The 12,935-nt window shown below is 72.6% G+C and carries 8 protein-coding genes and 1 pseudogene; 5 read left to right on the forward strand and 4 right to left on the reverse strand.

Translation table 11 applies throughout. The annotated features are described in order from the left end of the window. The 5 genes and pseudogenes from SSNG_RS42300 to fxsT form a co-directional block, all read left to right on the forward strand. Positions 1–423 (forward strand): annotated as a pseudogene (locus SSNG_RS42300) (hypothetical protein); the annotation flags it as partial. 67 nt (positions 424–490) lie between these two features. After that, positions 491–700: an FxSxx-COOH cyclophane-containing RiPP peptide gene (gene fxsA, locus SSNG_RS40175; protein WP_042801776.1), complete on the forward strand. Its 210-nt coding sequence runs from the start codon at positions 491–493 to the stop codon at positions 698–700. A 97-nt stretch (positions 701–797) separates the two neighbouring features. Then, a complete protein-coding gene (locus SSNG_RS24045) occupies positions 798–2,066 on the forward strand; it encodes an FxsB family cyclophane-forming radical SAM/SPASM peptide maturase (protein ID WP_007266505.1) in 1,269 nt (422 codons plus the stop codon). Further along, positions 2,063–3,379: an HEXXH motif domain-containing protein gene (locus SSNG_RS44925; protein WP_007266506.1), complete on the forward strand. Its 1,317-nt coding sequence runs from the start codon at positions 2,063–2,065 to the stop codon at positions 3,377–3,379. Before SSNG_RS24045 ends, SSNG_RS44925 begins: the two co-directional genes overlap by 4 nt. Positions 3,380–3,458: 79 nt before the next feature. After that, the gene (gene fxsT, locus SSNG_RS24055; RefSeq protein ID WP_007266507.1) at positions 3,459–6,464 is read left to right on the forward strand and encodes an FxSxx-COOH system tetratricopeptide repeat protein; all 3,006 of its coding nucleotides are present in this window, start codon (positions 3,459–3,461) and stop codon (positions 6,462–6,464) included. Between the two features lie 195 nt (positions 6,465–6,659). On the opposite strand, the gene SSNG_RS24060 is transcribed toward fxsT, so the two are convergent. The 4 genes from SSNG_RS24060 to SSNG_RS24075 form a co-directional block, all read right to left on the reverse strand. Continuing rightward, positions 6,660–10,532 (reverse strand): multifunctional oxoglutarate decarboxylase/oxoglutarate dehydrogenase thiamine pyrophosphate-binding subunit/dihydrolipoyllysine-residue succinyltransferase subunit, encoded by a 3,873-nt coding sequence (locus SSNG_RS24060; RefSeq protein WP_007266508.1) that lies wholly within the window; start codon positions 10,530–10,532, stop codon positions 6,660–6,662. Between the two features lie 258 nt (positions 10,533–10,790). Next, positions 10,791–11,882 (reverse strand): ATP-binding protein, encoded by a 1,092-nt coding sequence (locus SSNG_RS24065; protein ID WP_007266509.1) that lies wholly within the window; start codon positions 11,880–11,882, stop codon positions 10,791–10,793. After that, positions 11,879–12,619 carry a response regulator transcription factor gene (locus tag SSNG_RS24070; RefSeq protein ID WP_007266510.1) on the reverse strand — a complete coding sequence of 247 codons (741 nt, stop codon included), beginning with the start codon at positions 12,617–12,619 and terminating at the stop codon, positions 11,879–11,881. The genes SSNG_RS24065 and SSNG_RS24070 overlap by 4 nt, the downstream gene beginning before the upstream one ends. Positions 12,620–12,725: 106 nt before the next feature. Continuing rightward, a partial coding sequence (locus tag SSNG_RS24075; protein ID WP_042801779.1) for a hypothetical protein occupies positions 12,726–12,935 on the reverse strand: 210 nt, incomplete at its 5' end.

Below are 12,935 nucleotides of genomic sequence, written 5' to 3' on the forward strand. Positions count from 1 at the left end.
CACGCCTACGAAGGGGACCTCGTCAACATCAGAGAAAAAGAATACCTGCTGGAGCTGGCGGTCCGGCAGGGCCACGGCCCCCTGGAACGGGCCCGCGCCTGGCGGGAACACGGGGACGTCCAGCAGGAGATCCACGCCCACACCCGCACCGCCGACCGCCTCGACCGCGCGGCCGACTCCTACCGCCGGGCCTGGCGCGCCGCACTGGAAGCCGACCGCGACGACGACGCCGAAGCGGCACTGCCGCTCGCCGCCCGGGTCCAGGAGCTGCGCGGGGAGGTCCTGGAACGCCTCGCCCGCCCCCGCGCCGCCCTGGACGCCTACCGCGCCGCCCTGGACCTCCGGCAGCGGCTCGGCGAAGGAGACGGCGCCCCGGCCCGCGCCGTCCGGGCCCGCGTACACGCCCTGGAGGCGGGCACCTGAACCGTTTCCCCCCGCCGGGCGCAGGGAAAGGGCAGTGGACCACACACGACAAGGGGACGGGCAGCCCATGGGGACCGGACGTCAGGAAGCGGCAGCAGCACCACCGGCCCGGCCGTGCCCCGGGCCGCGGCCCGGGCTCCCGGACCTCACCGGCATCGACCTGGCCGCCCTGCGCGGGATCGACCACCCCGTGCTCTCCGAGATCATCGACGGCCTCGTCGACCGCGTCACCCACCCGGCCGAGATCCTCAACGCGTTCGACTCCGGCGTCGCCTGACGGCCCCCGCCCCGCGCCGGAGTTGACCACTTTCCGCCGTTAGCCGGGCCCCCGCGGAGGGCAGGGATGGACCGTCCGCAGGGGAGAGGTACAGGCGATGAGCCAAGCGATCACGAGCGGTCCCGTGCCGCCCGTGCACCGGACCCTCGCAGGTCACGCCCGCCACGCCCGCTGGCCCTACGCCCGGCTCGACGTCCCGGGCCTGCGCGCCGCAGGCCACCGCCCGCACCCCGTACGGCAGTTCGTCCTCAAGACCCACAGCCGCTGCAACCTCGCCTGCACCTACTGCTACGTCTACGAGATGGCCGACCACAGCTGGCGCACCCGCCCCGCCACCATGGCCCCCGCCACCGCCCGGCGCGCCGCCGAACGGATCGCCGAGCACGCCGCCGCCCACCAACTGCCCCGCGTGGACCTCGTCCTGCACGGCGGCGAACCCCTCCTCGCCCCGCCCGCCGCCCTCGCCGCCCCCGTGGAGGCCGTACGGGCCGCCGTGGCCCGGCACTCGCCCCGCACCCGCGTCACCGCCGCCGTGCAGACCAACGGCACCCTGCTCACCGCCGGCCGGATCGCCGCCCTCGCCGCCGCCGGGATCCGGGTCGGCGTCAGCCTCGACGGCGGCCTGCCCGCCCACAACCGGCACCGCCTCGACCACACCGGCCGGCCCGGCTTCCCCGCCGCCGCGCGCGGACTGCGCCTCCTCTCCCGCCACCCCGACAGCTACGCCGGGGTGCTCTGCGTGGTCGACATCGCCCAGGACCCGGTGGAGACGTACGAGTCCCTCCTCGCCTTCGCCCCGCCCAGCATCGGCCTGCTGCTGCCCCTGGCCAACTGGAGCACCCCGCCGCCCGGCCGCACCGGCCACGGGACCCCGTACGGCGACTGGCTCCTCGCCGTCTTCGAACGCTGGTGGCACGACGGGGCCCGGCGCACCAGGATCCGGATCTTCGAGGAGGTCATCGCCCTGCTGCTCGGCCTGCCCGCCGCCACCGAGACCCTGGGCCTGGCACCCGTCACCACCGCCGTCGTCGAGACCGACGGCAGCATCGAACAGGCCGATTCGCTGAAGTCCGCCTACGAAGGGGCCGCCGCGACCGGCATGACCCTGGACCACCACAGCTTCGACGACCTCCTCGACCACCCCGGCTTCGCCGCCCGCCAGCTCGGCCGGGACGCCCTCGCCGCCGCCTGCCGCAGCTGCGAACTCGTCGAAGTGTGCGGCGGCGGCCACTACCCGCACCGCTACCGGGCCGGCGACGGCTTCCGCCAGCCGTCCGTGTACTGCGCCGACCTCCAGGCCGTCATCCGGCACGTCGCCCACGCCCTGCACCGGGCCGCCACCACCCCCGGGCGGGCCGCCTCATGACCCACGGCACCGACACCGGCCTCCCCGCCCAGCGGACCGCCGCCGCGCCCCCCGGGACGGCCCGGCAGGACCTCGCCCGGTTCGCCGTCAGCTCCCACACCCTGCGCGCCCTCGCCTCCACCGAACCCTCCGAAGAGGGCACCCGCCTCGTCCGCGACGTACGCCGCTCCAAGCGGCTGCTCCTGCTGCGCGCCGTACTCGACGCCGCCCCCGGCGCGGAGACCGCCGAGCACTGGGCCCTCCTGGAGGAGGCCGAACGCCAGGACCCCGCGGCCGTCCACGACGTCCTGCACTACCCCGCCACCGGCGTCTGGGCCGAGGAGACCCTGCGCCGCCTGCACGCCCCCCAGGGACCCCCGCCCGACCTCGGCCACCTCGGGGCACTCGCCGCCGCCGCCGCACTCCGCGCCGGGATCGGCTTCAAGACCACCCTGCGCCCCGTCAACGGCCGCCTCGTCCTGCCCACGCTCGGCCTGCTCCACCCCCACGGCCCCGGCCGCCTCGCCCTCACCGAACGCTCCTGGGACACCGCCGACGCCCTCCCCCTGCACACCCTGCCCGGCGCCGCCACGACCTCCCTCGACGACCTCGACCCCTACCGGGTCCCGCCCCCCGGCACCGCCACCGGCCCGGCCGCCGTCCGCCCGGCCCGCCGGCTCACCCCCAAGGGGCACAAGCGCTGGGACATCCAGTGGTCCGGCGCGCATACCCTGCTGGGCCGCTACGACTCCGCCCGCGCCGAGGAGATCGGCCTGCTGCTGCGCTCCGTGGTCCCCCTCGCCGGCGGCTCCCGCTCCAGCGGCGCCACCCTGCCCGCCGCCGCCGGCTCCGTCCTGGCCCGCGCGCAGGCCCCGCCCGCCCTCGCCGCGACCCTGGTCCACGAGGTGCAGCACGGCAAGCTCGCCGCCCTCGCCGACGTCCTCACCCTGCACACCGCCGACCGCACCCCCCGCCACTGGGCCCCCTGGCGCGCCGACCCGCGCCCCCTGGAAGGCCTCCTGCACGGCACGTACGCCCACCTCGCCCTCGCCGGGTACTGGCAGCACGCCGCCCTCTACGGAGCCCGCGGCGCCTGGGCCCAGCACGCCCGGATCCGCGCCCAGGTCGCCGCCGTCCTGCCCGCCCTGCGCGCCCACCCCGCGCTGACCGTCACCGGACGCGAGTTCGTCGACGGCATGGCCACCGCCGAACGCGCCATGGACGCCACCCCGCCGCCCGGCGACCAGCACGCCGCAGCCCGCCGCGCCCTGGAACGCGAACGCCGCGCCTGGTGCGAGGCACACCCCGAACTCGCCCCGTTCGTACGGGTATGACGCCCCGTCCCCTGCGGTACCTTTCAAGCCGCACCGCCCCGCACCCCGTCCAACGAACGGACCCCAGGGAGACGGCCGCATGACCGGTACCGCCATGCGTCACGACCGCGACGGAGCCGCCCCCGCGCAGCGCTTCGTCATCAGCTTCGCGGGCTTCAACCGCCCCTGGGCGGTATGGATCGCCCACCGGCTGGAAGAACACGGCCACCGCGTCGTCCTCCAGCGCTGGGACCCGCAGAGCAGCCCCGGCGGGCTCACCGAGGCCCTCGACGACCTGGCCCGCGCGGGCGGCAGGATCCTCGTGGTGCTCAGCGAGCGCTACTTCTCCGCCGGCACCCACACGGACGAGGAGTGGAACACCGCCCTGCGCACCGTCACCGCCTCCCACCCCGACCGGTTCGCCGCCGTCTGCCTCACCGACGCCCCGCTGCCCAGCGCCGTCGCCGCCCTGGAGAAGACCGACCTGTGGGGCCTGGACGCCTACGAGGCCGAATACCGCGTACTGCGCCGCCTGGACCTCCCCACCGACCGCATCGGCACCGAGAGCGGCCGCCGCGGCCCCCGCTTTCCCAACGACCCGCCCGAGGTCTGGGGCCGCGTCCCGCGCCGCAACCCCCGCTTCACCGGCCGCAACGACGTCATCGGCCGCCTCCGCGACGCCCTCACCGGGGCCCCGCCCGGCGCCTCCACCGTCACCCTCCTCGGCCTCTCCGGCGTCGGCAAGACCCAGGTCGCCACCGAGTACGCCTACCGCTTCGCCTCCGAGTACGACGTCGTCTGGTGGGTGCCCGCCGAGGACCGCCCCACCCTGCGCGAACGCCTCGCCGACCTCGCCCCCGCCCTCGGCCTGGCCCGCGGCGCCGGAAGCTACGGCGAGCAGATCCGGGCCGTACTGGAGGCACTGCGACGCGGATCCCCGTACCACCGCTGGCTGATGGTCTTCGACGGCTGCGACAACCCCGACGACCTCACCGACCTCCTGCCCTCCGGCGCCGGCGACGTCATCATCACCTCCCGCAACCGCGAATGGGCCGCCCGGCACACCAGCCTCGTCGAAGTCCCCCTCTACGCCCGCCCCGAGTCCGTCACCTTCATCCGCCGCCGCGCCCGCCGCCTCACCGGCGACGAGGCCGACCAGCTCGCCGAAGCCCTGGAGGACTACCCCCTCGCCCTCGACCAGACCGCCGGCTGGCTCGCCGACTCACCGCTCGGCGTCGGCGAGTACCTCACCCTCCTCCAGCACCGCCTCGACTCCCACGAGGCCGTCACCCTCTCCGACGACTACCCGCTGCCCTTCCCGACCGCCCTGGCCATACTCCTCAACAACGTCCGCGAGAACTTCCCCGACGCCCTCGCCCTGCTGAGGCTCTTCGTCTTCTTCGCCCCCGGCCGCGTCCCGCTGCGCCTGCTGCGCGAATTCCCCGCCGACGGCGTCCCCGAACACCTCGCCGGGATCCTCAACGACCAGATCCGCTGGAACGCCGCCCTCAACAAACTCGTCCAGTTCTCCGTCGTCCGCCTGGAGTACTCCGACCTCTCCGTCGAGGAGGGCGGCGGCCTGGAGACCGTCCAGCTCCACCGCATGGTCCACAACATCGTCCGCGAGAACCTCGCCGAGGACGAGTCCGACCAGCTCTCCCGCGCCGTCCGCCAGGTCCTCGCCGCCGCCGACCCCGGCCGCCCCACCGACTCCCGGCTCTGGCCCCGCTACGCCGAACTCATCCCCCACCTCGACCACGCCGGAGTCCTCACCAGCAGCAACCCCCGCATCCAGAACTTCCTGCTGCACTGCCTGCGCTACCTGATCCTCGCCGGCGAGTACCGCACCTGCCTGCGCCTGTCCGAACAGACCGACGCCGTCTGGCGCGCCATGCTCGGCGACGACCACGACCAGGTCCGCGAGCTCAGCTACCACTACGGCGGCGCCCTGCGCATGCTCGGCCACTTCCGGCAGGCCGAGACCCTCGCCCGCTCCGTCGCCGACCGGCTCCTCGCCGAACGCGGCGACCGCGACCTGGAAACCCTCCGCGCCACCAGCACCTACGCCGGAGTCCTCCTCAGCACCGCCAAGTTCGACGAGGCCCGCGAACTCCTGGAACACGCCTTCGCCACCTACCGCGAACTCCTCGGCGAGGACGACTCCACCACCCTCGGAGCCCAGAACAACGTCGCCGTCGCCCTGCGCCTCCTCGGCCGCTACCAGGAGGCCTACGACACCGACCTCGACACCCTGCGCCGCCGCGAACGCGTCCTGCGGGTCCGGCACATCGCCACCCTCTCCTCCGGCATCGGCTGCGCCATGGGCCTGCGCCTCATGGGCCGCTACCGCGAAGCCCTCGCCCGCCAGGAACAGGGCCTCAAACTCCACGTCCAGGTCCTCGGCGCCAACCACCCGCAGACCCTGCGGGCCGAACACAACCTCGGCCAGTGCCTGCGCCGCACCGGCGACATCCCCGGCGCCGGCTCCCGGCTGCGCAGCGTCCTGGAACGCTCCACCCGGGTCTTCGGCGCCGAGTTCCCCTGGACCCTGATGGTCGCCTCCGACTACGCCACCTACCTGCGCGAGTACGGGGACATCGAGGAAGCCCGCCGGATCTCCGAGGAAGTCGTACGCGGCTACCAGTCGCAGCTCGGCCTCGCCCACCCGTACAGCATCGGCACCGTCGGCAACCTCGCCCTCGTGCTGCGTGCCCAGGGCGAGCGGACCGAGGCCCTGAACCTCGCGGAACAGGCCCTGGTCGGCATGCGCGGCGCCCTCGGCGACCACCACCCCTGGACCCTGGGCTGCGCCCTGAACGCCACCGGCCACCGCAACATCACCGGCCGCCTGGACGCCGCCCTGGACCTCAGCCGGGAGACCCTGCGCGGAGCCGAACGGGTCCTGGGACCGGACCATCCCATGGCCCTGAGCGCACAGATCGCCCTGGCCGCCGACCTCCGCGCGGTCCGCGAGGACGCGGAGGCCGCCAAACACGAGGACGCCGGCCTCAAGGCCCTCACCCGCACCCTGGGCCCCCAACACGTCCACACGGTCTCGGCGCGCCAGCAGACCCGCCCGTACTGGGACTTCGAGCCCCAGCCCTGATCAGCCTCGCCGGCGTTTGAGGCGCGGGTCCGGGCAGAGCCCGGTGCCCGGCGGAGCCGGGGGTCCCTGGGGCTCCGCCCCAGGACCCCGCGCCTCAAACGCCGGGGAGGCTGGGTGTTCCCGGACAACGCCCGGAAGCCCGGCCCCCACCGAGTGAGGGTCGGGGCCTCCTGTTCGTGCAGGTCGCGTCAGCGACTAGGCCTCGAAGACCTCGTTCATCAGCAGCTGCTGCTCCGCCTGGTGACGCTTGGCGGAACCCACCGCCGGCGACGAGCCGTGCGGGCGCGACACGCGCCGCAGGCGCTCGCCCGCCGGGATGTCCGCGCCGACCGCCAGGTCGAGGTGGTCGATCAGGTTCAGCGCGATGAACGGCCACGCACCCTGGTTCGCCGGCTCCTCCTGCGCCCAGATGTACTTCGCCGCGTTCGGGAACTTGGCGATCTCGGCCTGGAGCTCCGCACCCGGCAGCGGGTACAGGCGCTCGATGCGGATGATCGCGGTGTCCGTGATGCCGCGCTTCTCCCGCTCGGCCTCCAGGTCGTAGTAGACCTTGCCCGCGCAGAAGACGACCTTGCGGACCGCGTTCGGGTCCACCGTGGTGTCGCCGATGACCGGGCGGAACGAACCGCTCGTGAACTCCTCCGCCTTCGACGCCGCCGCCTTCAGACGCAGCATCGACTTCGGGGTGAAGACGATGAGCGGCTTGTGGTGCGGGTTGTGGACCTGCCAGCGCAGCAGGTGGAAGTAGTTCGACGGCAGGGTCGGCATCGCGACCGTCATGTTGTCCTGCGCGCACATCTGGAGGAAGCGCTCGGGACGCGCGGACGAGTGGTCCGGGCCCTGGCCCTCGTAGCCGTGCGGCAGCAGCAGCGTGACGCCGGAGGTCTGGCCCCACTTCTGCTCGGCCGAGGAGATGAACTCGTCGACGACGGTCTGCGCGCCGTTGACGAAGTCACCGAACTGGGCCTCCCAGAGGACCAGCGCGTCCGGACGGGCCAGAGAGTAGCCGTACTCGAAGCCCATGGCCGCGTATTCGGAGAGCAGCGAGTCGTAGACGTTGTAGCGGGCCTGGTCGTCCGACAGGTACAGCAGCGGGGTGTAGTCCTCGCCGGTCTCCCGGTCGATGAGGACCGCGTGGCGCTGGCCGAAGGTACCGCGGCGGGAGTCCTGGCCGGACAGCCGGACCGGGGTGCCCTCCATCAGCAGCGAACCGAAGGCCAGGGTCTCGCCCATGCCCCAGTCGATGGTGCCGTCGTCGATCATCGCCGCGCGGCGCTGGAGCTGCGGCAGCAGACGCGGGTGGACGGTGACGCCCTCGGGGATGTTGACCTGGGCCTCGGCGATCCGCTTGACGACGTCCTGGGAGATCGCCGTGTTCACGGCGACCGGGAAGTCGGCCTGCGGGGCCGGGACCGGCGCGGCGACCGCGGGCTGCGTGGCGGCCTCGCGGACCTCCGCGAAGACCTTCTCCAGCTGGCCCTGGAAGTCCTGGAGCGCCTGCTCGGCCTCTTCCAGGGTGATGTCGCCGCGACCGATGAGGGACTCGGTGTACAGCTTGCGCACCGAGCGCTTCTTGTCGATCAGGTCGTACATCAGCGGCTGCGTGAACGCCGGGTTGTCGGACTCGTTGTGGCCGCGGCGGCGGTAGCAGATGAGGTCGATGACCACGTCCTTGTTGAACGCCTGGCGGAACTCGAAGGCGAGCCGCGCGACGCGGACCACGGCCTCCGGGTCGTCACCGTTCACGTGGAAGATCGGCGCCTCGATCATGCGGGCCACGTCGGTCGCGTACATCGAGGAACGCGAGGACTCCGGGGCGGCGGTGAAGCCGACCTGGTTGTTGATGACCACGTGCACGGTGCCGCCGGTGCGGTAGCCGCGCAGCTGCGACATGTTCAGCGTCTCGGCGACCACACCCTGGCCGGCGAACGCGGCGTCGCCGTGCAGGGCCAGCGGCAGGACGGTGAAGTCCGTGCCGCCCTTGTTGATGACGTCCTGCTTGGCGCGGGCGACACCCTCCAGGACCGGGTCCACCGCCTCCAGGTGGGAGGGGTTGGCGACGAGCGAGACCTTGATCTGCTCGCCGTCCAGGCCGGTGAAGGTGCCCTCGGCGCCCAGGTGGTACTTGACGTCACCGGAGCCGTGCATGGACTTCGGGTCGAGGTTGCCCTCGAACTCGCGGAAGATCTGCGCGTACGACTTGCCGACGATGTTCGCCAGGACGTTCAGGCGGCCGCGGTGGGCCATGCCGATGACGACCTCTTCGAGGCGGGCCTCGGCGGCCGAGTCGATGACGGCGTCGAGCAGCGGGATGACGGACTCGCCGCCCTCCAGGGAGAAGCGCTTCTGGCCGACGTACTTCGTCTGCAGGAAGGTCTCGAAGGCCTCCGCCGCGTTCAGGCGGCGCAGGATGCGCAGCTGCTCCTCGCGCTCCGGCTTGGTGTGCGGACGCTCGATGCGGTCCTGGATCCAGCGGCGCTGCTTCGGGTCCTGGATGTGCATGAACTCGACGCCGGTGGTGCGGCAGTACGAGTCGCGCAGCACGCCGAGGATGTCGCGCAGCTTCATCATCGACTTGCCGGAGAAGCCGCCGACCGCGAACTCGCGCTCCAGGTCCCACAGGGTGAGGCCGTGCTCGGTGATGTCCAGGTCGGGGTGCTTGCGCTGCTTGTACTCCAGCGGGTCGGTGTCGGCCATGACGTGGCCGCGGACCCGGTAGGAGTGGATCAGCTCGAAGACGCGGGCGGCCTTCGTGACGTCGTCGTCGTGCGAGGCGTCGATGTCGCGGTTCCAGCGGACCGGCTCGTACGGGATCCGCAGGGACTCGAAGACGTCGTCGTAGAACTTGTCCTCGCCGAGGAGCAGGTTCGCGACGATGCGCAGGAACTCGCCGGAGGCCGCACCCTGGATGACCCGGTGGTCGTAGGTCGAGGTCAGGGTCATGACCTTGGAGATGCCCAGCTTGTTCAGGGTGTCCTGCGAGGTGCCCTGGAACTCGGCGGGGTAGTCCATGGAGCCGACGCCCATGATGACCGACTGTCCGGGCATCAGGCGGGGCACGGAGTGGACGGTGCCCAGGCCGCCGGGGTTGGTCAGCGAGACGGTGACGCCGGTGAAGTCGTCCATCGTCAGCTTGCCGACGCGGGCGCGGCGCACGATGTCCTCGTAGGCCTGCCAGAACTCGAAGAAGTTGAGGGTCTCGGCCTTCTTGATGCCGGCGACGACGAGCTGGCGGTCGCCGTTGGGCTTCACGAGGTCGATCGCGAGGCCGAAGTTCACGTGCTCCGGCTTGACCAGGGTCGGCTTGCCGTCCTTCTCCGCGAAGGAGTGGTTCATCGACGGCATGGCCTTGATGGCCTGCACCATCGCGTAGCCGATGAGGTGGGTGAAGGAGATCTTCCCACCGCGGGCGCGCTTGAGGTGGTTGTTGATGACGATGCGGTTGTCGAACAGCAGCTTCACCGGGACGGCGCGGACGGACGTGGCCGTCGGGACGTCGAGGGAGGCGTTCATGTTCTTGGCCACGGCGGCGGCCGGGCCGCGGAGCGTCACCAGCTCGGGGCCGGCGGGGGCCTCGGTGGCGGGCGCGGCCTTCTGAGCCGGGGTGGCGGCGGCCGGAGCCTGGGCCTGAGGGGCGGGCGCGGCCGGTGCGGCGGCCGGGGCCTGGGAGGTGACAGTCACAGCAGGGGCACCAGAGGGGGTGGCAGGAGCAGGGGCAGGAGCTGACACAGGTGTGCGCGCGGCGGCGGGCGCGGCCGGCGCCGCCCCCGTGGCGGCGTCGACGGCCTGAGGAACCCCGGCGGTGGCGGTGGCGGCCTGTGCGGAGGCGCCGTCCGTCGTCGGGGTCTTGATGGGTTCGGCCGCCTTCACCGGGGCGGCAGCGCCCCCCGGCTTGTAGTCGGCGAAGAAGTCCCACCAGGCCCGGTCGACCGAACTCGGGTCCTGGAGGTACTGCTGATAGATCTCGTCGACGAGCCACTCATTCGCGCCGAAGCCTGAGGCGGGGTTCTTCCCGCCCTCTGCTGCGTCGGTCGTGGTGCTCGGGTTACTGGGGGACTGTGGCGACACGGCGGCAACCGCCCTCTTCCGCTTCACAAGGTATGGACAGCGGGGATAAAGGCTACGCCTCCCAGGGCGTGTGATGCAGGCCGGGCGGGACTTCCGTCGTGCAGGTCACACCGAACGGCGGGTTTCGCCCATCGGAATGGCGGGAAACAAGCGTGGTTCGGGTAGGGGGCAGCCAGGTTGCGACCCCCTAGGCCTCGCACCCCTGACGACCCCGGGCACGTGTGGCCGAGATCATGTCCTTCCCACTCGAACCCTACGTCAAGAAGGGACCTGTGAGCTGCCCGGAAGGGTGACAAGGATCCGGCAACCCCGTGACGATTCGGCCACGCCGATGTGGCCCCCGTGCAGGCCGACCGCCCAGCGGGCGATGGCCAGCCCCAGACCGGTGCCCCCGTCGCCGCCGGCGTCCCCGCCACCGCCGGAACCCCGGTTGAACCGCTCGAAAACCCGGTGCCGCTCCGCCTCCGGAATCCCCGGCCCCTCGTCCACGACCTCCAGCGCCAGACTCCCCGGCGCCTCCCCGGCCCGCGCCCGGACCGTGACCCGCCCGTGCGCCGGACTGTGCTTCACCGCGTTGTCGATCAGGTTCGCCACCACCTGGTGCAGCCGCTCCGCATCCGCGTACGCGGTCAGTTCCGGAGGGTGGACATCCAGATGAAGATGCACGTCATTGCGGGTGTGCCCACCCGAACCGGACGTCAGCCCCGGCCGTCCGGCGGCCGCCAGCCCCGACTCCTTCAGCACCCCCGACAGATACGGCCACACCTCGAACCGGCGCGCCTTCAAAGGCACCACACCGTTGTCCACCCGCGACAGGTCCAGCAGCGTGTCCACCAGCCGGCCCAGCCGCTCGGCCTGCTTCAGCATCGTCCGCATGGTCTCCGGATCGGCCTCCGAGACCCCGTCCACCACGTTCTCCAGCACCGCCCGCAACGCCGCGATCGGAGTCCGCAGCTCATGCGAGACGTTCGCGACCAGCTCTCGACGGTGTCTGTCCTCGGCCTCCAGATCATCGGCCATCCGGTTGATCGTCGAGGCCAGATCGCCCAGCTCGTCACGGCGCCCGGCACCCCGCACCCGGCGCGTGTAGTCCCCGTGCGAGATCGCCCGGGCCACCGTCGTCATCTCGTCCAGCGGCGCCGTCAGACCGTGCGCCACGAACTGGGTGATCAGCATCGACGCGATCACCGAGAAGACCGTGATGAACCGCAGCTCCGTGGCCGTGCGCAGGGCCACCATCAGCAGCCCCGTGGTGATGAACACCGACACCACGACGAGCACGCCCAGCTTCGTCTTGATCGAGAACGGCGAGTAGGGCCGCAGACCCGGACCGCGCGGCGGGCCGCTCACGACTGCGCCGGGGTCTCCAGGGCGTACCCGACGCCGTGGACCGTACGGATCCGGTCCGCGCCGATCTTCCGCCGCAGCGCCTTGATGTGGCTGTCGACCGTGCGGGTACCCGACGCGTCCGCCCAGTCCCACACCTCCGCCAGCAGCTGCTCCCGCGACAGCACCGCACGCGGCGTCCCCGCCAGGCACACCAGCAGGTCGAACTCCGTCGGCGTCAGGTGCACGTCCTCCGCCTGCACCCGCACCCTGCGCTGCGCGTGGTCGATCTCCAGGTCGCCCAGCCGCAGCGTCGCCCCGCGCGGAGCCGTCGCGGCCAGCGTGGCCCGCTCCACCCGGCGCAGCAGCACGTGGACCCGGGCGGCCAGCTCGCGCATCGAGAACGGCTTCGTCATGTAGTCGTCCGCCCCGACCCCGAGGCCGACCAGCATGTCGGTCTCGTCGTCCCGGGCCGTGAGCATCAGCACCGGAACCGGCCGCTGCGCCTGGACCCGGCGGCAGACCTCCAGCCCGTCGAAGCCGGGCAGCATGACGTCCAGCACCAGCAGCTCGGGCTGCCAGCTCTCCGCGGCCGCCACGGCGGCCGGCCCGTCGTAGGCCGTCTGCACCTGGAAGCCCTCGGCCCGCAGCCGCGCCGCGATGGCGTCGGCGATGGTGCGGTCGTCCTCGACCACGAGCACGCGCCGCTGGGCACCTGGAGTGGCCGCGGCGACGCTGTGGGTGGTGTGTGTCTGTTCCATGTCCCGCCCCTGAAGATCCCGCGTGATGGGGTGCAGCGTAGAGGAGGCACCGGCCTGCGGCTATGCGGGGTTCGGACAGGAGCCGGGGTCATCCGGAATCAGAGATTCATCCCGTCGGGTCGAATCCGGGCAGCGCGTCCAGCACCTTCCGGAGCCCCGGAGACAGCTCGGTCTGGTCCGCGGCGACCTCGAAACCGCCGTGCACGAAGGCGTACGTGAACCCGTCGTAGACCGGCGGATCGGCCGTCGCCACCCGGGGCAGGTGCGCGAAGTCCGCCTCCCGCAGCGCGGTGCGCAGCACCTCCAGCCGGGGCGG

This window comes from Streptomyces sp. C (assembly GCF_000158895.1).
Classification (GTDB): domain Bacteria; phylum Actinomycetota; class Actinomycetes; order Streptomycetales; family Streptomycetaceae; genus Streptomyces; species Streptomyces racemochromogenes.

Coding starts and splice junctions, on each gene's coding strand:
- SSNG_RS24070 (WP_007266510.1), bottom strand. CDS start 12,619: ATGGAACAGACACACACCACCCACAGCGTCGCCGCGGCCACTCCAGGT.
- fxsT (WP_007266507.1), top strand. CDS start 3,459: ATGACCGGTACCGCCATGCGTCACGACCGCGACGGAGCCGCCCCCGCG.
- fxsA (WP_042801776.1), top strand. CDS start 491: ATGGGGACCGGACGTCAGGAAGCGGCAGCAGCACCACCGGCCCGGCCG.
- SSNG_RS24045 (WP_007266505.1), top strand. CDS start 798: ATGAGCCAAGCGATCACGAGCGGTCCCGTGCCGCCCGTGCACCGGACC.
- SSNG_RS44925 (WP_007266506.1), top strand. CDS start 2,063: ATGACCCACGGCACCGACACCGGCCTCCCCGCCCAGCGGACCGCCGCC.